General features: G+C 39.1%; 32 protein-coding genes. 27 read left to right on the top strand and 5 right to left on the bottom strand.

Annotation, left to right across the window (positions count from 1 at the left end; genetic code table 11):
* Positions 1–27 precede the first annotated feature (27 nt).
* Together M1F17_RS08980 and M1F17_RS08975 are read right to left on the bottom strand one after the other, a co-directional pair.
* Positions 28–372 carry a hypothetical protein gene (locus M1F17_RS08980; protein WP_318837382.1) on the bottom strand — a complete coding sequence of 115 codons (345 nt, stop codon included), beginning with the start codon at positions 370–372 and terminating at the stop codon, positions 28–30.
* 110 nt (positions 373–482) lie between these two features.
* Positions 483–668: a Cro/CI family transcriptional regulator gene (locus M1F17_RS08975; protein WP_042847907.1), complete on the bottom strand. Its 186-nt coding sequence runs from the start codon at positions 666–668 to the stop codon at positions 483–485.
* Between the two features lie 107 nt (positions 669–775).
* Between M1F17_RS08975 and M1F17_RS08970 the strand changes: the two genes are divergently transcribed.
* From M1F17_RS08970 to M1F17_RS08955, 4 genes are all read left to right on the top strand, one after another.
* Positions 776–1486 carry a LexA family protein gene (locus tag M1F17_RS08970; protein ID WP_318837381.1) on the top strand — a complete coding sequence of 237 codons (711 nt, stop codon included), beginning with the start codon at positions 776–778 and terminating at the stop codon, positions 1484–1486.
* A 93-nt stretch (positions 1487–1579) separates the two neighbouring features.
* Positions 1580–1885, top strand: a complete 306-nt coding sequence (locus tag M1F17_RS08965; RefSeq protein ID WP_213914649.1) for a hypothetical protein — start codon at positions 1580–1582, stop codon at positions 1883–1885.
* Positions 1875–2453: a toxin-antitoxin system HicB family antitoxin gene (locus tag M1F17_RS08960; protein ID WP_318837380.1), complete on the top strand. Its 579-nt coding sequence runs from the start codon at positions 1875–1877 to the stop codon at positions 2451–2453. The genes M1F17_RS08965 and M1F17_RS08960 overlap by 11 nt, the downstream gene beginning before the upstream one ends.
* Entirely contained in the window at positions 2450–2893 is a 444-nt protein-coding gene (locus tag M1F17_RS08955; RefSeq protein ID WP_262960974.1) for a hypothetical protein, read from the top strand. Before M1F17_RS08960 ends, M1F17_RS08955 begins: the two co-directional genes overlap by 4 nt.
* Before the next feature lie 36 nt (positions 2894–2929).
* On the opposite strand, the gene M1F17_RS08950 is transcribed toward M1F17_RS08955, so the two are convergent.
* Positions 2930–3136, bottom strand: coding sequence for a hypothetical protein (locus M1F17_RS08950; RefSeq protein WP_154632320.1), 207 nt, complete (start codon positions 3134–3136; stop codon positions 2930–2932).
* 371 nt (positions 3137–3507) lie between these two features.
* Here M1F17_RS08950 and M1F17_RS08945 point away from each other — a divergent pair, with 371 nt between their 5' ends.
* From M1F17_RS08945 to M1F17_RS08840, 22 genes are all read left to right on the top strand, one after another.
* Positions 3508–3777 carry a hypothetical protein gene (locus M1F17_RS08945; RefSeq protein ID WP_318837379.1) on the top strand — a complete coding sequence of 90 codons (270 nt, stop codon included), beginning with the start codon at positions 3508–3510 and terminating at the stop codon, positions 3775–3777.
* Positions 3778–3849: 72 nt separating this feature from the next.
* Positions 3850–4050 carry an antirestriction Ral family protein gene (locus M1F17_RS08940; protein ID WP_094963050.1) on the top strand — a complete coding sequence of 67 codons (201 nt, stop codon included), beginning with the start codon at positions 3850–3852 and terminating at the stop codon, positions 4048–4050.
* 57 nt (positions 4051–4107) lie between these two features.
* Positions 4108–4296: a hypothetical protein gene (locus M1F17_RS08935; protein WP_063073722.1), complete on the top strand. Its 189-nt coding sequence runs from the start codon at positions 4108–4110 to the stop codon at positions 4294–4296.
* A gap of 16 nt (positions 4297–4312) precedes the next feature.
* Entirely contained in the window at positions 4313–4501 is a 189-nt protein-coding gene (locus M1F17_RS08930) for a hypothetical protein (protein WP_318837378.1), read from the top strand.
* 13 nt (positions 4502–4514) lie between these two features.
* Positions 4515–4730, top strand: a complete 216-nt coding sequence (locus M1F17_RS08925; RefSeq protein WP_318837377.1) for a hypothetical protein — start codon at positions 4515–4517, stop codon at positions 4728–4730.
* A gap of 1 nt (position 4731) precedes the next feature.
* Complete coding sequence (locus M1F17_RS08920) at positions 4732–5031, top strand: hypothetical protein (protein ID WP_318837376.1); 300 nt, start codon at positions 4732–4734, stop codon at positions 5029–5031.
* Positions 5032–5113: 82 nt separating this feature from the next.
* A complete protein-coding gene (locus M1F17_RS08915) occupies positions 5114–5305 on the top strand; it encodes a DUF551 domain-containing protein (protein WP_144141902.1) in 192 nt (63 codons plus the stop codon).
* A gap of 206 nt (positions 5306–5511) precedes the next feature.
* Positions 5512–5688, top strand: a complete 177-nt coding sequence (locus tag M1F17_RS08910; protein WP_318837375.1) for a hypothetical protein — start codon at positions 5512–5514, stop codon at positions 5686–5688.
* 10 nt (positions 5689–5698) lie between these two features.
* A complete protein-coding gene (locus tag M1F17_RS08905; RefSeq protein ID WP_318837374.1) occupies positions 5699–6172 on the top strand; it encodes a class I SAM-dependent methyltransferase in 474 nt (157 codons plus the stop codon).
* A 141-nt stretch (positions 6173–6313) separates the two neighbouring features.
* On the top strand, positions 6314–6691 hold the full coding sequence (locus M1F17_RS08900) for a hypothetical protein (protein WP_318837373.1): 378 nt from the start codon (positions 6314–6316) through the stop codon (positions 6689–6691).
* Complete coding sequence (exoX, locus tag M1F17_RS08895; protein WP_318837372.1) at positions 6681–7355, top strand: exodeoxyribonuclease X; 675 nt, start codon at positions 6681–6683, stop codon at positions 7353–7355. Before M1F17_RS08900 ends, exoX begins: the two co-directional genes overlap by 11 nt.
* A gap of 2 nt (positions 7356–7357) precedes the next feature.
* Positions 7358–8068, top strand: coding sequence for a Rad52/Rad22 family DNA repair protein (locus M1F17_RS08890; protein WP_164529041.1), 711 nt, complete (start codon positions 7358–7360; stop codon positions 8066–8068).
* A complete protein-coding gene (locus M1F17_RS08885; protein ID WP_318837371.1) occupies positions 8069–8530 on the top strand; it encodes a single-stranded DNA-binding protein in 462 nt (153 codons plus the stop codon).
* Positions 8531–8625: 95 nt separating this feature from the next.
* Positions 8626–8961 (top strand): hypothetical protein, encoded by a 336-nt coding sequence (locus M1F17_RS08880; RefSeq protein WP_318837370.1) that lies wholly within the window; start codon positions 8626–8628, stop codon positions 8959–8961.
* Positions 8962–9241: 280 nt separating this feature from the next.
* Positions 9242–9775: a hypothetical protein gene (locus M1F17_RS08875; RefSeq protein WP_136134463.1), complete on the top strand. Its 534-nt coding sequence runs from the start codon at positions 9242–9244 to the stop codon at positions 9773–9775.
* 69 nt (positions 9776–9844) lie between these two features.
* The gene (locus M1F17_RS08870) at positions 9845–10537 is read left to right on the top strand and encodes a hypothetical protein (RefSeq protein WP_318837369.1); all 693 of its coding nucleotides are present in this window, start codon (positions 9845–9847) and stop codon (positions 10535–10537) included.
* 34 nt (positions 10538–10571) lie between these two features.
* Entirely contained in the window at positions 10572–10841 is a 270-nt protein-coding gene (locus M1F17_RS08865; protein ID WP_272670213.1) for a hypothetical protein, read from the top strand.
* Positions 10831–11043: a hypothetical protein gene (locus M1F17_RS08860; RefSeq protein ID WP_285219830.1), complete on the top strand. Its 213-nt coding sequence runs from the start codon at positions 10831–10833 to the stop codon at positions 11041–11043. The genes M1F17_RS08865 and M1F17_RS08860 overlap by 11 nt, the downstream gene beginning before the upstream one ends.
* 179 nt (positions 11044–11222) lie before the next feature.
* Positions 11223–11588, top strand: a complete 366-nt coding sequence (locus M1F17_RS08855; RefSeq protein WP_318837368.1) for a DUF2528 family protein — start codon at positions 11223–11225, stop codon at positions 11586–11588.
* 3 nt (positions 11589–11591) lie between these two features.
* Positions 11592–11960 (top strand): phage protein NinX family protein, encoded by a 369-nt coding sequence (locus M1F17_RS08850; RefSeq protein WP_318837367.1) that lies wholly within the window; start codon positions 11592–11594, stop codon positions 11958–11960.
* Between the two features lie 180 nt (positions 11961–12140).
* Positions 12141–12368, top strand: a complete 228-nt coding sequence (locus M1F17_RS08845) for a hypothetical protein (RefSeq protein ID WP_318837366.1) — start codon at positions 12141–12143, stop codon at positions 12366–12368.
* Positions 12361–12552, top strand: a complete 192-nt coding sequence (locus tag M1F17_RS08840) for an AlpA family phage regulatory protein (RefSeq protein ID WP_318837365.1) — start codon at positions 12361–12363, stop codon at positions 12550–12552. The genes M1F17_RS08845 and M1F17_RS08840 overlap by 8 nt, the downstream gene beginning before the upstream one ends.
* Here M1F17_RS08840 and M1F17_RS08835 read toward each other — a convergent pair.
* Positions 12533–13708 carry a site-specific integrase gene (locus M1F17_RS08835; RefSeq protein WP_318837364.1) on the bottom strand — a complete coding sequence of 392 codons (1176 nt, stop codon included), beginning with the start codon at positions 13706–13708 and terminating at the stop codon, positions 12533–12535. The genes M1F17_RS08840 and M1F17_RS08835 overlap by 20 nt on opposite strands.
* 177 nt (positions 13709–13885) lie before the next feature.
* Between M1F17_RS08835 and sbcB the strand changes: the two genes are divergently transcribed.
* Positions 13886–15313 (top strand): exodeoxyribonuclease I, encoded by a 1428-nt coding sequence (sbcB, locus tag M1F17_RS08830; RefSeq protein ID WP_318837363.1) that lies wholly within the window; start codon positions 13886–13888, stop codon positions 15311–15313.
* Between the two features lie 72 nt (positions 15314–15385).
* On the opposite strand, the gene dld is transcribed toward sbcB, so the two are convergent.
* A complete protein-coding gene (gene dld / locus M1F17_RS08825) occupies positions 15386–17125 on the bottom strand; it encodes a D-lactate dehydrogenase (protein ID WP_004253168.1) in 1740 nt (579 codons plus the stop codon).
* Positions 17126–17235 lie beyond the last annotated feature (110 nt).

The raw sequence follows: 17235 nt of genomic DNA, 5'->3' as shown, positions 1-17235 counted from the left end.
ATAATCACTCCTGCAATTATTGATTCCTTAAAGTAGTTCAATTTGAGCCTCATCTTGTGCCAGATTTGAGGCATTTCTTTTTACCTTCCCTTTTCTTTCCAGTGCCTGAATTAACCGTTCTGCATAGTCACCTTCAATCACTACGCTTCTAGACCTCTCAGGCATTGATACAGCTTCAGTAGGTAAGCCATAACGAGCTATAGCCTTACAAGCCAAGCTGAATATGCGACTCTTCTCTCTACTAGCTGAACTCGGGTGAATACCCATTGCTTTAGCGAACCCGTCATTTCCATCTTTAAACATCATTTGAAAGAAATAGGTTTCGAGTGTTTCTGGTTTACATGTGATTTTGATATTTTTTGTTGTGTCCATTTGTTAAATTCCTTTTGACGTAGTTAGTCCGTTGCTCACGATCCTGTGAGTTAATTGGTTGCTCCAAGAGTGCCTAGAGCGGTTTAAGTTGTTTAAAGAGCGGTTGATTCTTATTTTTTACTACTTGGGAATGGTTTAATTTCTATGGCCTTAATTCCATTCTCAGTTTCAGTTAATAAAATATTTCTACCCTCACGAAGGGCTTTACTAATTGCTGTTTGGTGAACCCCAATTAGTGATGCTGCCTTTTCCTGACTGTTCTCTTTTACAAATTCAGATAAAGGAATTCTTTCCATGGTAAATCTCCTTTTTATTCCACACACAAATAATACTGAAAGTATTAATAAAGGTCAATACATATGGTATTAACACTTTTAATAGCTTTGGTATTAGAATTAGCGCTATGAGCAATAAGAACAAATTGACGACAGAACAGCTTGAAGATGCAAATCGACTGAAAGCTTTGTATGAGTCCAAGAAAAGGTCATTGGGAATAACGCAACAGCAGATTGCTGACATGCTAGATATTAGCCAAGGCGGTGTAGGCCATTATCTGAATGGTAGAAACCCGCTTAATGTTCAGATTGCTTCAGTTTTTTCCAATGTGCTTCAAGTCCCTATTGGTGACTTTAGCCCAACTTTGGCTAAAGAAGCTGAGATGATCACTAATGCACTCTCGCCCAACGTGTCTAATCCTAGACCATATAGACCTGCACCTAAATATCCTGTAATTAGCTGGGTGCAAGCTGGGTCATGGAACGAAGCGTGTGAGCCTTACACGCTAGATCAGATTGATGAGTGGTATGAGTCAGAAGTACATGTACAAGGTGCTGCATTTTGGCTGAGAGTTGAAGGCGACTCAATGACAGCTTCATCAGGGCAAAGTGTGCCAGAGGGTTCACTGGTCTTAGTGGACACAGGCAGAGAGCCAATAAACAACAGCTTGGTAATAGCGAAACTGACTGATTCAAACGAAGCCACATTCAAAAAACTAGTTATTGATGGCGGTCAGAAATTCTTAAAGGGCTTAAACCCTGCGTGGCCTATAACGCCAATCAATGGAAACTGTAAGATCATCGGCGTAGCTGTTCAGATGATGATGAAATTAGTTTAGTGGTCTGACGACACGTTTTAGGGTGTGGTTTATTCAATAATAGTAATCAACCACACAAAATTGATAATGACACTACAGGTGATGTCATATAATATGTCTAGAACACAAGATGTAATAGATGATTTAATTAAGAGAAAAAAGTCCATATCTTGTAATGGCAGCAAAGGACTGTTGTTGTACTTAGAATCCTTGGGGTTTAAGCATAAGGAAGGGAAAACGGTAGGTCACCGAATTTTTACCCATCCACAACTTAGCTCTATGTCTGATTATAAAACTCATTCGGTAGATTGTGGACATAAACCGAATAGAGAGATGAAGCATGCGTACATAACAAACACGCTACGCATACTAAATCAGTACAAGGATGAACTTGAGGAAATTGAAGCCAATGACAAATAAAGTCTTTGACCCAGAAAAATATACTATATCAGTAAAAAAAACCATTGAAGATCACGAAGTGGTATATGTAGCTAGTGTTACAGAGCTTCCTGACATTAGAGAGTATGCAGATACCGCTGATTTTGCAAGAGAGTTAGCAATTGACTCTATAGCAACCGCATATGAAGCCTTTACTGAGAACGGGATGATTTTCCCAGAGCCAAACGATGACTCTAAAATTGAAAATGTCAGCGGAAGAGTGACCTTACGGCTACCAAAATCAATTCATGCTAAATGCATTAAAGCTGCAGATAATGAAGGCGTGAGTTTGAATTCATATTTAGCAACATGCATAACAAGCTATAATGCGCAAAATGAGTTAAAAAATGATATCTATAATCAATTTTCTCAGATGAAGGAAATAATCAAAGCTCAAAGTAGAGCAGCCCATTATAAAGACAAGGCTAATGCGAAAAGCGGGAACTCTTGGGTTTCGTCATTAGATGCAAATTTTGCTAGAGATAGCGATATGTTAGATAGAGAAAGTGATATTCAAGTAGTTGGCTTTTATTCGGAGTCATTTCAATGAGCATAGTGTCAGCAGTCGCATTAAAATCCATAACAGTAACATCTAACAGCATGGACTTCACAAGGCCAGATATAGATGTCACAAAAATAGCGGCTAAGTTTAAGTTGCATAATGCATTGGAGGAAGATGAAGAGCTAAAGAATTGCAAGCTAACATTTTCATCCAAGGTCATTGGAAAACTGACAGATCAAGAGGATGACCCTGATTTTGACTCGGTTGACCACGAATTTAAATTTAGCCTTTCTGTTGATTATGAATTTGAGATTATCGACGAGAAACAGTATTCATCAATGAATGAAGATGAAAAAACAGAATTGTGCGCAAGTATAACTTACCTTGATTTTAGACGCCGCATGACAATGAATGCAAACAATATAGGTATAAGCAGCTTTAGAATGCCACTATCTCTAGCTGTATTAGTAAAAAAATCAGAGAAATAACCCCCACAGCCCTCCCAGCGAGGGCTTTTTTGTGCCCTATCCAATCTTCCCCATACTTCTAACCACTTGAGCGGCATCACGTAAAGCGCCTTTGTGTAATGTGTTCGTTACCTCTTTGCGGTATCGCTCAAGTTCATCAATAATCATTTCTTTGGTGATGGTGTCGGTATTATCTAGCAGTCTGAATACCGCCCCGCCAACTTCCATTACCACTTTTACAACTTTCTCGTCATCTAAATTCATAAATCCTCCTGAGTTTTACGACAATTTAGCATAGGTTTCGTCACATCGCGTGATTTTCCTCGCAAGATAAATAATTTTTAAAAATAAATTCCGTTTAAATTCAATCAAATAATACTTTTGGTATTTATTTTAATATCATTAGTATTGACCATAATTAATACCTTTAGTATTATCAATCACATCAAAGGCAAGCCGGATTCATTAGCAAGCCATGCTCTTTAAAAAATAGACAAACATGATTCAGGCATTCTTGAATCACCACTGAGTGGTTTTTGGGGTGATGGTCGAAAAGACAAGCAGTCGCCTTGTGGGCGAAAGACAGCTACCGGAGGCATTCGGCATCACCACCAAAGATCACTTAGGAGGCAAATATGACAACTATAAAAGTCATTGAAAGAAGTAATTACTCTCAACGTAGATATGAGCGCAGGGCTGCATTTCTAGCTCGTAAACGTGAAGAGATAAAAACGCCAAGCCGCTCAGTGGAAGAAATATGGGATTCGATATTCAAACCAGTAGATGAAACCGATGTACTGGCAAGCTTAATTATCGGGATAAAAGACATACCCGATGTACAACACAAGCAACCACGGCTACGCAAGCCGATTATGAGTGACAGTTCAGTCACAGCAAGGGGGTGAATATGGAATACGATATCGAAGAATTCGACGAGCATCCAGACGATGACATGAGTCAATATCAGGACTATCCGTATGAATACGACTATTGACACTAGCAAATGGTGTAGCCAGTTCAAAAAATGCAAAGGCTGCAAACTTGATGCTGAATGTATGGTTAGGCCAGAGGAAATGGTTCTAGTGATGGAGGATGGATTAATTATCGATAAATGGGCGATACGCACAACTGCAATGATAGCAAGAGAGCTTGAGCAGCAGAAAAACGAGCACAGTTAACTAATTACAGTCCATCAAGGTGGGCTGTGGTGAGTTGATTAATAGATAGGAGCTGCAATGAAATGTAGCAATAAATATTGCCAAGATGGCATTGAGTTTATTACCTGTTGCTCTGGTCGTGAATGTGGCTGCATGGGTCAACCAGTGGCAGCTACAAATTGCAAGGAGTGCAATAAAGAGAATCGAGAGCCAACAGACGAGCAAGTTATTCAAGAGATGCAATACCTTGAATGGCTTGGTGATTAATAGATAGGAGATAGAGATGGATATTACGATTTTGTGCTCATCTGCTGATTGCAGTTCAGGGGTTGGAATAATGGAGGTAAAGGTCACCGATGTGGCTGATATTTCAATTCCAGAGGAATATCAAAATGAAATACTCAGAACAGCCATTAGTGAAGAAAATATAATCAAATACCTTAAAAGCCAAGGTTATTTAGTTACTTGTTAATAACGGAGGGAGTATGACAGAACAATATGAATATGCATCTATTCGCGTAGAAATGGCGAGTGATGCGACATTGCGAGACTATTTCGCTGCTAAGGCTATGCAAGGTGATTTTGCTGCACAACAAGAAGAAAATGGATTCTTTTCTCATGAATGCACGGATGAGCATTTAGAAAAAATTGCCGCATTCTACTACCGCATGGCAGATGCAATGTTAAAGGCTAGGGGGTGATATGGGATTTAAAGGAACGCCAGCACCATGGAGGCTCGCAACGATGGGTCCTAATGGCTGTCCTGTTGTAGGTGATAGAACAACGATGGTTGCCATGCTGGCTCATACTGTAAATGAAGAAAGTCAGGTGTTAGAAGCCATGTCAAATGCTTACTTAATATCTGCCGCACCTGAACTCCTTGAATCATTAATAACTCTTGTAGCACAAGTGGAGTTATTTTATAGCAAGGAAAAGGACGACTATCTTCCAGAGTACAAAGCAGCAAAATTAGCAATCGCAAAAGCTCTAGGTAAGCCTTAAGCCCTCGGTCAGCAGTAACCCACCACAACACATTTCATATCGCTATTAATAGTGAGGAATACGCACATAAGGAACATAGGAAATGGCAAATGATAATAACGGCTGGATTCGATGTGATGAGCAATTGCCCTTAGCTAATAAGCGAGTCCTTATCACAACAATATATGGACATGTTGTTGAAGCGAGCAGATTAAAAGGAAATAGATTTAATAGATATGGTCAGGAGGTGGCAGCAACTCACTGGCAAGACCTACCAGAACCAGCAAAGCAGTAACCCACCGCACCAACACCAGAACACTTTCAATAACAATCGCTATCAATCTATAAGTGAGAGTTTCGCACATCCAGAGGTAAGCATGAATATTGATAAACACAAACTTTGCATAGCTCAACAACAAGCATGGCGTGCTCTTTATCTCAAGGATGAGAACGGATGGAGCGAAGCAAACGAAACATTAAAAACAGCATACGGAGTACAACATGAACGCAAAGCAGAAACACGCAAAACAGCAGGTATTCACCCTACTTCGCGAGTCTGAAATGACTGAGCAACAAGTCGAATTATTGTTTGCTGATTGGAAATTTAAACAGCAATGCGAAAAAACAAATCGCATTTTACGTCAGGTTGATACTCGTGGAGTGTACGCATTCACGTAAGGAGATAGCCATGCGCCCTATTCTAGATATGTGTTGCGGTAGTCGCATGTTTTGGTTTGACAGGCAAGACAACAGAGCAATTTACAGCGATATAAGGGTAGAAAAACACATTCTATGTGATGGCAGGAAGCTAAACATAACACCAGATATTATCGCTGATTTTAAAAACCTCCCCTTCTCTGATAACTCATTTCACCAAGTTGTATTCGACCCGCCTCACTTAATTCGCGCTGGCCACAACGGTTGGATGTTTAAAAAGTACGGTCGATTAAATAAAGAATCTTGGAAAGAGGATTTAGCCAAGGGGTTTAGTGAAGCATTTCGAGTGCTGCGGCCAAACGGAACTTTGGCTTTCAAGTGGAACGAAACTCAGATTCCCACAAAGCAAGTGTTAGCCCTTACTGACCAGAAACCAACGATAGTTCAGCGTGTGGGCAAGAACGACAAAACTCACTGGATATTATTCATTAAGGACGCAGCATGAGAATTTCAGAGTATGAACTCAAGCAAAGGCAGGATGCCGAAAGGCGACGCAGGGAACGCGAGGAAGAGGAGCAATGGGAGACTAATTTCTCACTAGGTATTCCTCAAGAGTCGACTCCTAGTAGGTGGATGAGAGGTGAATATGGGTAAGTATTTAATACCTGCATTCCCTAGTCATAAAAGCAAGGATGCTGCCCTGAAATATGCTTTACCAATGATTGATGAAGATATCGAAAGGCGAAGGATAAGGGATTCATTAGCAGAAAGCGGGGTTAATTTGGAGGTTATAGGCTTGAAGCCAGTTGAAAGGATTTCAACACTAGAATTAGCTCTCGCCGCACTAGTTAAAAGTCAAAATTTAGAAATGTCTCAATTCTACCCCCCTCTACCTGAACACATTCAAGCGCAACGAAGACAGGCTGACTTGGAGCGATACGCAAGGCATTTATTCAAAGATAACTTTGACCCTTATTTAAATATTCCAGAATTGCCAATGGGGGGTAGAAAAGTTGGTGACTAAATACAGAACAATAGATACCGAAACTTGCGACTTTGACAGCGGAATTGTTGAAATAGCAAGCATTGATTTAAACAACTCAGAAATTGATTATAACTCGCAGCAATCCCACTTTGTAAATCCTCAGAAACCAATCTCAATAAGCGCAATGGTCATTCACCACATCACCGATGAGATGGTAGTTAACTCTCCGATTATTGATGAAGTTATCGCTAACTACAAAGGCGCTGATTATCTGGTTGCACATAATGCCGAGTTCGATAAACGAATGATGCCAGAAATGGGCGTGCCTTTTATCTGCACTTTAAAACTAGCGAGGCGTTTATGGCCTGAGTTAGAAAGTCACAGCAATCAATATCTTCGATACGCACTGAAACTGGATGTTCATGTGCCAGAGGGGTTACACGCTCACAGAGCGCTATATGACTGCATTGTTACAGCGTCATTATTTAAGCGGATCAAGGATGATTCGGGATGGTCAGATAAGGAAATGTTAGAAATAACTAATCAGCCATCACTATTAAGCAAGTTGCGTTTCGGTAAGTACAAAGGGATGACATTTACCGAAGTAAAGAAAGAAAACGCAGGGTATTTAACTTGGCTGCTAGGCCAACCTGATTTAGACCCTGATGTTGAGTTTAGCATTAATTACTGGCTTGAGAGGTAAATATGGACTTAGACAAACTAGATGAGCCATTCAGCCCTAACGATATTGAATGGAGAGTTCAGCAATCAGGAAAAACAAACAAAGGTGCTTGCTGGGCAATGGTTCTCGCATATGTGACAAATCGAGCTATTCAAAAGCGATTGGATGAAGTTTGCGGAAAACAAGGCTGGAAAAATGAATTCACCCCAGCACCAGATAAAGGCGTCATGTGTGGAATATCAATAAAAATTGATAACGAATGGATCACTAAATGGGATGGCGCTGAAAATACCGCAGTGGAAGCGGTAAAAGGCGGTATGTCTGGCTCAATGAAACGCGCGGCAGTTCAGTGGGGCATTGGTAGATACCTGTATCAACTAGAAGAGTCATTTACCAAATGCGTTACTGAAAAGCCCAAAGATCAAAATGGATGGGTTAGAGCCAAAACCAAGGATGGAACTATATTTTGGTGGGAAATCCCTACACTACCAGCATGGGCACTGCCTTCATCTAATGCGCCACGAAATGAACATAAACAGCAAGTGAACCAACAGCAGGAAGCTGAGACCCCACTTGATGTTTTTACAGCCTATCTATTAAAGGCGACCAATGAAGACGAAATCATGACTAAATATAGGGAAACGTGGGGCGCACTGGAAGGCAATAAGCAACTTCAGGATGAATGCCATAGATTAACAGGCATTAGAATCAACGAACTTAAAAAGGCGGCGTAAATGGCTAGTAAAGGCGTAAACAAGGTAATTCTCATTGGTCACTTAGGTAATGATCCTGAAATTCGCTATATACCTAACGGTGGCGCAGTAGCAAATCTCACACTAGCCACATCGGAAACATGGCGTGATAAACAATCAGGTGAGATGCGCGAAAAAACCGAATGGCATCGAGTGATAATTTTCGGCAAGTTGGCTGAAGTTGCAGGCGAATATCTGAAAAAAGGTTCACAAGTCTATATCGAAGGCCAGCTTCAAACTCGCAGATGGCAAGACCAGAGCGGCCAAGACCGATACACAACGGAAGTGGTAGTAAATATCGGCGGTACGATGCAAATGCTAGGAAATGGCAATAGCAATAACAACGGCAATCAAACAGGAAATAAGAGTACATCCTCCCCAAATCAACAATATAGTAACCAAACTGAACCTCCTATGGATTTTGATGATGACATTCCATTCTAATAACTTGAAAGCTAACAAAAACTAAATAAGCAATCAAAATTAAATTGTAAAAAGTAATTAAGGACTCAGTGCAAGGATGCAAACAGGAGATAGATATGAACATTAAGCAACTACAGCAACAAATTCATCAGCAAAATGTAAAGGCTGGATGGTGGGATAATCCACGCGAAAAAGGAACATTACTTTGCCTTATTCACTCGGAAATTAGCGAAGCAATGGAAGGTGAGCGCAAGGACTTAATGGATGACCATTTACCGCATCGCAAAATGGCAGAAGTTGAACTTGCTGATGCTGTTATTCGTATTTTGGATTATGCCGAAGCATTTGGCTATGACATTGAAAGCGCTATTACTGAAAAGCTCGAATACAACAAGCATCGAGCAGACCATCAACGTGAAAACCGCGCAAAGGAAGGCGGAAAGCAATTCTAATTTAACTCGCAAGGATGCAATGAATAAAAAAGCCGCCACGGAGCTGACGGCAAGGGGACGTGCAGGAATGAAACTTATAATTTATCTGTGTAAGCAATTTAAGCATAGTTAAGCCATGGAATTTAGCAAGGAAGTAGATAAAAAAATGCCGACACAGGGAGAATCGGCGAGGACTACAAAAATAATTAGAAAGTTCAAATTAACTATAGGTCATAAATTAAAAACAATGATGAATTATTTTAATCATATCGATTAAATAGATGCAATAATAGGAATGAATATGAAGGTTGAACAATCTCAAGTGACTAAACTGGTGATAGCAGGCATAGAGCGTCACGACCCCATTCATGTTTACCTTGAAGATTACGGTGATAACAAAAATGGCAGAGTTACTATTAGCGAAAGTGGCGATTCATGGTCTTGTTTTTGGGGCTCTATGGGCAGCTCACTAGTTGAGTTTATTCATAGGATTAATAACCACTACTGGATAGGTAAGCTAGATTCTAATTTAAACTCTGAGATAGATGATGATAACGATGCAAATGCTGAATATGCTAAAAAGCAAGTTATCGAACTGCGCAAAGATGATGAAATAGACCAATACGAAGCAAGGGAGTATTGGGATTTAATTGAATCATCCGATGATGTTAAGAGTGATTGTTGCAATTGCTATATAGGAAGTAAGTTGCTTAGTTTGTTTGGCGATGATGCTTGGTATAACGATTGGCCTTCTATTCCCAACCCTAAATATCTAAGAATGGAATCGCGCTTAAATGCAGTTCGTGAGGCATTAAAACAAATAAGTGTGAATTAAGGAGGCATTTTGACAGTGGATTAGTCACATGGATGTGAGTATGATTCCTGCTTTAAATAAGGAGGGGTTATGAAGAGAAGTTGGTTGTTATACATAGCTTTGGGAGTTGCTATTTTTTTTGCTATAACTTACGCAATTTTCTTTTATTGGAATATTGATAACAATAATAAATGGAGTACATTTTTTAGTTTCACATCTACTTTTGGTATAGTAGCCACCATTGTTGTTTATTGGCTAGGTAAAGCAGATTTAGACAAAAAAGAAAAACGCTCAAATAAAATAAACTTAAAATCGATTAGCACTAGATTAAATCATCAAATTAAAATAAACACACATATAACGGAGCAATTGAAATCTCTATGTAAAAACATTATCAATAACGGAGAATATTTAGATATTAAATTCCATATAACAAATAATTTTTTACTTGTCGTGACAAGAGACAAAAGGCTTGATCTTATATGGAAGAATCCTTATGAACCATTTTCCATAATTGAAATATCACCTAAAGAATTAGAAGCCATATATAAAGATTTAACTACATTACCAAATAACAAACTCTTAATCGATTTGTTTAGTGAGTTTATGATTGACGCATATGACATACTATACGACTCAACGCTTCTTATTGAAAAAATAACAAGTGAATATAAAGTAGATAGTTTGTATAGCACAGTAATTAATTTAAATAATGCTTGTGATTCATTTTTAGAAAGGCAAGAAGAAATAAAAGATAACTTATCAAAACTACCCCTGCACTAGCAGGGTTTTTTATACCTAAAACTCAGGAGTAAGCATGGATAAATCAAGGCAGCAATTTGAAGTGTGGTTTAAAAAAGAATGTAATAAAAAAAGCTATAATGAAGATACGATATTGCTGCTATATGGTGCGTTATTCGAAGTATGGCAAGCATCACGCGAGAGTTTGGAGGTTGAATTGCCAGATATAGGCACTAACTTACTAGCATGCAACCATGAAGAATTTATCGATGGATTTAACGATGCTATTTCAGAGATAAAAATAATATTAATCAGCAACGGAGTGAAAATAAAAAATGGTAATTAAAATTATAAAAAGCGCACTTGAATTAGCTGGATTTAAAATTCAAGGTCAGCATGAGCATGAAATGCAATATTGGCAACGATGCTGTAAATGCGGAAATATTACCAGCGGTAAAGGCGATGTAATAACTAAGCCTTGCGTAAAATGCAAAGGAACTGTTTATGATGCATATATTGGAAATGGAAAACCTGATTGGGCTAAATAAAAGCTCAAATAACTTAGATAAATAACCATGCAAATAATCAGATATGTATTACTCATGCTAATACAGGGTTCTGCTGTGCCTGTATCTGAGCAAATATACACACAGCAAGAATGCGAGAGCCGTGCTATGCAGATAATGCAAGTGCGGGATGTTGAGATTAAGTGCGGAGAGATATTCAGATGAGAAAAATTAAAATAAGTTCTGGTGCGTGGCAAAAGGATTTAGAAATGGTTATCACTGTTATCGATGAAGATAAATTTAAAACTCAGTGCGAACAAATTAATAAATTCTATTGTTACGCAGAGTATAGAGCTAAAAAATACGGAAGCCATGAAAAGGCTGGATTTGCAATGTTCTGCGCGGAATGTTTCCAACAGGTGGCATTTAATAACTTCAAGGATGAGGAATGGGTTACCGAACAATTCGATTGGTCTAAAGATAAGGGAATTGATGGATATCCTTCGCTAGATGATATGGGAATTCGAATCGATGAAATTGAGTCATGGTTTATTGATTATGACGAAATAGAAATCACAGGATGGTAATAAATGAATAAATACACCGAACTATCTGACTTCGAAATTAATAAATTAGTAGCTATTTCCACTGGATTTGCATGTTATTACGGCGATGGTAGCTACACAAACGGATTGAGTCGCCGCGCTGCAATTGTGAAAGGTAAAAATCACCATGGCAACTTCAGGCTAGGAGAGTTCGCCCCCTGCAATGACCCAGCCGACGCAATGCCGATTATTATTGAGAGTGGTATCAGCATGGTTCGAGTTAATAATTCTTGGTCAGCTCGTCAATTTAACAACCATTGCATAGAAATTAACGGTGATAATTATTATCGAATTGCTATGGAAGTTTATTTATTAATGAAGGATGCGGAGAATGAGAATAACAACAACGGTTAAAAATAAATATGATAGTGAGTTAATACGATTCACTGGCAATTGCCTATCTGATTTTTTAATGCGAAATGAAAAAGATTATGCATATATGCTTGGAAATATGCAGGCGTGGATAGTCAGAAAGAAAAACGGAAATATATCAGTAAAAGGTTATCGGAAATAATTAAATAGCATAGGTGGCCTATGACACCACAGGAAATGGAGAATGGACGCAGAAAAGTAGCAAGGGATTGCAAGCAAGAATTAGAAAAGAACAAACCGCTTAATGATGTAAAACGAAAATCAATTCTAAGCAAGTACCTAAATAAATTTACCACTTGGCTATCGCCAGACCAATTAAAGAAAACGACCGTAAATATATGGTTGAGTGTTTATGTAGAAAAGTTACATAAGGAAGAAAAACATGGCTAATTCAGATTTAATTACAACAAAAGAAGTTATGACAGAGCTAAGTATTCGTTCTAGGCAAACGTTGTGGGATTATGAAAAACGCAGAAATTTTCCCAAGCCGGTAAAATTAAGGCCAAAGGCTTATCTGCGTAGTGATTATGAAAAATGGCTACAAAATGGCGGTGCTAGTCAGCAGGGTTCTTAATGTGCCAGAATAATTTATCTGCATGTATTTCGTACGCATCTTTTTGTTCACTAATCCAGTCGTGTTTATTATACACAGCCATGATACCTGCCATTTCATGCCCTAGCATTTTCTCAATTACATGCGGGGCTACCCCCTCTTCAGATAAGCGCGTAGCGATTGTTCTTCTAAAGTCGTGCGCGCGCCAATCATCAATCCCCATTGAACCATTTAGCCTTTTTACATATCTATTAGCAGCGGCGATAGTCATGGGTTTATTAATGTTCTGTCCGGGGAATAATATTTCACCATATGTGATCAGTGCTTTATCTAATAGTGGCTCAATAGATGGAAATATAGGCCTCCTAATAATCTTTCCTGTTTTGCTGTGTTGCTCTGGGACAGACCATACTTTTTCATTTAGATCGAACTCTGAAATGGTAGATAGCCTTAACTCTGATATCCTACACCCCCAAAGCATTATCATTTGATGTAATAGTTTATTTGATGTTGCCGCCCTACTTCTTTCTATTGCCTTCCAAATTGCAGCGAGTTCCGTATACGTCAGCACTCTTGAACCAATTCTAGCCTTCTCACCAACATCTCTAGGACTTATCTTCATTAAATTGCAATCATCAATAAACTGACGCCTAATACACCAGTTAATGGCTGATTTCAATTGTGTAAATAGCTGTCTAGCTCTTCTTGGGTTTATATCCTCTTCCTTGCTAAATAATAACATCCACTCTCTTGATGAAATTTCAGAAACGTCACGACCAGAAAAAGCATTTTTCATGTTCTTAATTACAGTAGACCTGTAGAGTTCCTGAGTTTTTTGACGTAGAGACTTGTTAACATAAGTATCTTCCCAGTACTGTATACAATCATAAACTGTTACTTTCTTGCTACTTTCAACTTTAAGATTGGACGGATCAATGCCACCATCTACAGCAATTTTTATTTCTGCCGCTCTTGTTCTGGCATCCCTTAAGCTAATAGCTGGGTATCTCCCGATCCCTATTCTATTTTGCTTGCCATTCAATCTATATCTACATTGAAAGGTAATAACCCCCTTTGGCGACACCCGAACACTAAGTCCGTCGATATCTGTTATTTCCGATTTGCCATCATATGGTTTATTATGTATAGCGCGTAGCTTGGTATCACTGAGAGCCATTTTTTATTTTGTACTCATGTTAGTGTAATTATGTACTTAATCTGTACTCATAATGGCATGGACTATATCAAACAGTAAAGTACATAAATGGACACAACAGAGAAAGACAGCACTAAAATCAAGCAACAATCCATAAGTAACAAATAGTTACCTAACAAAAAGAAACGGTAAGTTACATTGCACAACCATAACCAACAACCCTCATTCTTTATTCATGACTATGAAACTTTTGGTAAGCGCCCTGCTCTTGATCGGCCAGCGCAATTTGCAGGCGTCCGCACCGACCTTCATTTTAATATCATTGAAGAGCCAGAGGTTTTTTATTGCGCTCCAGCTGATGACTATTTGCCGCAACCTGAAGCCGTCATGATCACTGGGATCACCCCACAGGTCGCATTATCTCAAGGCGTTAATGAAGCCGAGTTTGCTAAACGAATTCATGCGGCTTTTAGTGTCCCCAATACCTGCATTATGGGTTACAACAATATTCGTTTCGATGATGAAGTTACCCGTAATATTTTTTATCGAAATTTTTATGACCCGTATGCCTATAGTTGGCAGCAAGGAAATTCACGTTGGGATTTACTCGACACTTTGCGTGCCTGTTTTGCGCTTCGCCCTGAAGGTCTTCAATGGCCAGAGAATGAAGATGGCCTGCCGAGTATGCGTTTAGAACATTTAACTAAAGCGAATGGTGTTGCTCATGAAAATGCTCACGATGCAATGTCTGACGTTTTAGCCACCATTAACATGGCCAAACTGTTGAAAGCCGCTCAACCCAGAATGTTTGATTATTTTTATCAATTAAGAAATAAAAACAAAATAAGTCAACTTATTGATATTGTAGAAATAACACCACTAGTTCATGTGTCTGGTATGTTTGGTGCATTACGTTCTTATGTCAGCTTAGTCGCTCCTCTTGCTTGGCACCCTGACAACAAAAATGCCGTTATTATGTGTGATTTATCTGCTGATATCTCACCATTAGTTGAGTTAGATGTTCAACAATTGCGTACCCGATTATATACACCTAAAGCTGAATTGGCAGGCGCTTCTCCCGTTCCTGTAAAACTCGTTCACATTAATAAGTGCCCTATTTTAGCACCAGAAAAAACACTGCGCCCTGAAGATGCGGAACGAACCGGTGTTGACCGTGACTTGTGTATGCGTAATCTGGAAACTTTACGCAAGAACCCTGAAATTCGTAATAAATTAATTGAGTTATTTAGCGAACCACAAGTATTTACAGAGTCGGATGATGTCGATACACAAATTTATAATGGATTCTTTAGTCCTTCTGACCGCTCAACCATGGATATTATTCGTGAAACATCGCCACAGAACTTGCCTGCATTGGAACTCAGTTTTGAAGATAAGCGCATGAAAGAGCTCTTCTTTCGCTATAAAGCACGTAACTACCCTGCCACCTTGTCTTATGATGAGCAGCAACGCTGGTTACAGCACCGTAGAGACTACTTTAGTGAAGAGCGTTTAACAGAATATATGCAACAAATACAGCTATTACTTGTAGAGCATCAACATGATGAAAAGCGTTGCCAACAATTAAAAGCATTGATTAGCTATGCGAGAGATCTCGCCAGTTAATTTAGTAATAAAAAAGGCAGATATTGAAACGTTTCCCAATACCTGCCTTTTGTTATTTATATGACGCGTTCATTAATGATCATGAGTATGAGCGCAGCCACAATCCCCTTCCCAATTTTTGCGTTTAGTTGTTTTACCTAAACCGGGGTTCATTGTATTTGTTGGGTCAGATTGTTTATAAAATGATTTTAATTGTTCTGGGGCTTTATATAAATGCCCTACGTTATGTTCCGCAGGATATTGAGCCCCCCTTTCATCTAATAAAGCTAACATTTTTTCTTTTAGTTCTTTCGGGTCAACGCCTTTTTTCAAGACATAGTCTTGGTGCATAACATGGCACATAAAATGACCGCAGTATAATTTATGAACTAATAGCTTTTCAATTTCTGGTGGTAATGTTTCAAACCAATTTCTATCATTGCGACGTAAAGCAATGTCGAGAGGTAATACATCTTCCACATCTTTATTATGAACAGCGTGATAACGAACAGCGGAGCCAGCAGCGGCAAAGCGGTGTAAAAATGCTTTTGCCCCCTCTTCTGGTGTACATTCAAAATAGCCGCCATCGGCGCTTGCAAAATAAGATTTTAGCCAAACTTTAGCCTCATCAATGCCATCTCCGGCCATTTTTAACATTAAATGGTGTTCATAACGATCACGAAACTCTTTCATACGCGGTGGTAAATGGGAAGGCCATAATTTACTGAGAACCTGCATAGTACGGTCAATCAGATTTGATGGCAGGAATGGGACTTTATTTAATACTGCATCAATACGCCCTTTAATAGTGAAAAACATTGGCATTTTGTCAGTGCCAAATTTATCAATCATTAAAAAGGTATCTTTACCATAAACTTCTGCTATATCGAAGCAACCACGGTGCATATATTCACCTGCAACTGGCAGGTTTTTAAATTCACTTAAAATATAACGGCGTATATCTTCCAAAACGTCAGGGTTATTTGAACCGATATAAAATACCTGTGTTTTTTTATCGGCTGGGAAGGTATCTAAACGAACCGCAAACACGGCTAATTTTCCTGCGCACCCTGACGCTTCAAATAGACGACGTTCATCCGCGTTAAAGCGTGATGGTGTATCTGCATCGACATCACGAACGCGTTCTGCATACTCATGGTCAGAAGCGAGTTTATCGCTAACTTGTACGTCTTCACTACTATAGCCACGATTTTGTAAATTCGTCAGGATTTCTTCTGGTGTGTTACCTAAATCAATACCTAGGTGATTGACAAGCTCCACTTTTCCATCGTCACTGACTCGGCCATAAAGAGCAAGCTCAGTATAGGCGGGGCCTCTACGCACTAATGAACCGCCAGAACTATTACAAATACCACCCACAACTGAAGCTCCAATACAAGAAGAGCCAATCAAAGAGTGCGGTTCACGCCCTAATGGTTTTAAGATTTTCTCCAAGTCGTACAAAGTACTCCCCGGCATCGCAACGACTTGGTTGAATTCCGGTAAAACTTGAATTTGGTTTAATTTCAACGTACTAATAATGACGATATCGCGATCATAGTCATAGCCACTCGGTGTCGACCCTTCGGTTAACCCTGTATTAGCCGCTTGCATCAGGACAATTTTGTCTGCTTCAACACACGCCTTGAAAACATACCACTGTTCGAGCAATGTTGTTGGAAATACAACCGCGATTGCATCCCCCATACCAGAGCGGAAGCCTTTACGATAACGTTCTGTTTTATGTGGCTCTGTTAAAATATTTTTTTTGCCAACAATATTCCTAAGCGTCAGTAATAACCGTTGATTCTCAGGTTTCTTTGCATCATTCATTTGTGTGCCTTATTAATCGAATTCGTGATTATCATAGTTCTGCATTATGTGTTGTAACAACAATATCACATAATATTATGATGTTAATAGGCTACACGCTTTATCTTAAA

The sequence above is a fragment of the Providencia sp. PROV073 genome, from assembly GCF_033688125.1.
In the GTDB taxonomy this organism is placed as follows: Bacteria; Pseudomonadota; Gammaproteobacteria; order Enterobacterales; family Enterobacteriaceae; genus Providencia; species Providencia hangzhouensis.
The sequence above is the reverse complement of the archived record's forward strand: the minus strand, read 5'-3'. Positions and strand labels throughout refer to the sequence as shown.

What these genes read in the sequence shown, in the direction of transcription:
- M1F17_RS08845 (WP_318837366.1), top strand. Translation starts at nt 12,141, where the DNA reads ATGACACCACAGGAAATGGAGAATGGACGCAGAAAAGTAGCAAGGGAT.
- M1F17_RS08920 (WP_318837376.1), top strand. Translation starts at nt 4,732, where the DNA reads ATGGGATTTAAAGGAACGCCAGCACCATGGAGGCTCGCAACGATGGGT.
- M1F17_RS08950 (WP_154632320.1), bottom strand. Translation starts at nt 3,136, where the DNA reads ATGAATTTAGATGACGAGAAAGTTGTAAAAGTGGTAATGGAAGTTGGC.
- M1F17_RS08975 (WP_042847907.1), bottom strand. Translation starts at nt 668, where the DNA reads ATGGAAAGAATTCCTTTATCTGAATTTGTAAAAGAGAACAGTCAGGAA.
- M1F17_RS08870 (WP_318837369.1), top strand. Translation starts at nt 9,845, where the DNA reads ATGAAGAGAAGTTGGTTGTTATACATAGCTTTGGGAGTTGCTATTTTT.
- M1F17_RS08940 (WP_094963050.1), top strand. Translation starts at nt 3,850, where the DNA reads ATGAATACGACTATTGACACTAGCAAATGGTGTAGCCAGTTCAAAAAA.
- M1F17_RS08980 (WP_318837382.1), bottom strand. Translation starts at nt 372, where the DNA reads ATGGACACAACAAAAAATATCAAAATCACATGTAAACCAGAAACACTC.
- dld (WP_004253168.1), bottom strand. Translation starts at nt 17,125, where the DNA reads ATGAATGATGCAAAGAAACCTGAGAATCAACGGTTATTACTGACGCTT.
- M1F17_RS08865 (WP_272670213.1), top strand. Translation starts at nt 10,572, where the DNA reads ATGGATAAATCAAGGCAGCAATTTGAAGTGTGGTTTAAAAAAGAATGT.
- M1F17_RS08890 (WP_164529041.1), top strand. Translation starts at nt 7,358, where the DNA reads ATGGACTTAGACAAACTAGATGAGCCATTCAGCCCTAACGATATTGAA.
- M1F17_RS08875 (WP_136134463.1), top strand. Translation starts at nt 9,242, where the DNA reads ATGAAGGTTGAACAATCTCAAGTGACTAAACTGGTGATAGCAGGCATA.
- M1F17_RS08855 (WP_318837368.1), top strand. Translation starts at nt 11,223, where the DNA reads ATGAGAAAAATTAAAATAAGTTCTGGTGCGTGGCAAAAGGATTTAGAA.
- M1F17_RS08945 (WP_318837379.1), top strand. Translation starts at nt 3,508, where the DNA reads ATGACAACTATAAAAGTCATTGAAAGAAGTAATTACTCTCAACGTAGA.
- M1F17_RS08880 (WP_318837370.1), top strand. Translation starts at nt 8,626, where the DNA reads ATGAACATTAAGCAACTACAGCAACAAATTCATCAGCAAAATGTAAAG.
- M1F17_RS08900 (WP_318837373.1), top strand. Translation starts at nt 6,314, where the DNA reads ATGGGTAAGTATTTAATACCTGCATTCCCTAGTCATAAAAGCAAGGAT.
- M1F17_RS08970 (WP_318837381.1), top strand. Translation starts at nt 776, where the DNA reads ATGAGCAATAAGAACAAATTGACGACAGAACAGCTTGAAGATGCAAAT.
- M1F17_RS08860 (WP_285219830.1), top strand. Translation starts at nt 10,831, where the DNA reads ATGGTAATTAAAATTATAAAAAGCGCACTTGAATTAGCTGGATTTAAA.
- M1F17_RS08910 (WP_318837375.1), top strand. Translation starts at nt 5,512, where the DNA reads ATGAACGCAAAGCAGAAACACGCAAAACAGCAGGTATTCACCCTACTT.
- M1F17_RS08925 (WP_318837377.1), top strand. Translation starts at nt 4,515, where the DNA reads ATGACAGAACAATATGAATATGCATCTATTCGCGTAGAAATGGCGAGT.
- M1F17_RS08905 (WP_318837374.1), top strand. Translation starts at nt 5,699, where the DNA reads ATGCGCCCTATTCTAGATATGTGTTGCGGTAGTCGCATGTTTTGGTTT.
- M1F17_RS08935 (WP_063073722.1), top strand. Translation starts at nt 4,108, where the DNA reads ATGAAATGTAGCAATAAATATTGCCAAGATGGCATTGAGTTTATTACC.
- M1F17_RS08835 (WP_318837364.1), bottom strand. Translation starts at nt 13,708, where the DNA reads ATGGCTCTCAGTGATACCAAGCTACGCGCTATACATAATAAACCATAT.
- M1F17_RS08965 (WP_213914649.1), top strand. Translation starts at nt 1,580, where the DNA reads ATGTCTAGAACACAAGATGTAATAGATGATTTAATTAAGAGAAAAAAG.
- M1F17_RS08840 (WP_318837365.1), top strand. Translation starts at nt 12,361, where the DNA reads ATGGCTAATTCAGATTTAATTACAACAAAAGAAGTTATGACAGAGCTA.
- M1F17_RS08915 (WP_144141902.1), top strand. Translation starts at nt 5,114, where the DNA reads ATGGCAAATGATAATAACGGCTGGATTCGATGTGATGAGCAATTGCCC.
- M1F17_RS08955 (WP_262960974.1), top strand. Translation starts at nt 2,450, where the DNA reads ATGAGCATAGTGTCAGCAGTCGCATTAAAATCCATAACAGTAACATCT.
- M1F17_RS08960 (WP_318837380.1), top strand. Translation starts at nt 1,875, where the DNA reads ATGACAAATAAAGTCTTTGACCCAGAAAAATATACTATATCAGTAAAA.
- M1F17_RS08885 (WP_318837371.1), top strand. Translation starts at nt 8,069, where the DNA reads ATGGCTAGTAAAGGCGTAAACAAGGTAATTCTCATTGGTCACTTAGGT.
- M1F17_RS08930 (WP_318837378.1), top strand. Translation starts at nt 4,313, where the DNA reads ATGGATATTACGATTTTGTGCTCATCTGCTGATTGCAGTTCAGGGGTT.
- M1F17_RS08850 (WP_318837367.1), top strand. Translation starts at nt 11,592, where the DNA reads ATGAATAAATACACCGAACTATCTGACTTCGAAATTAATAAATTAGTA.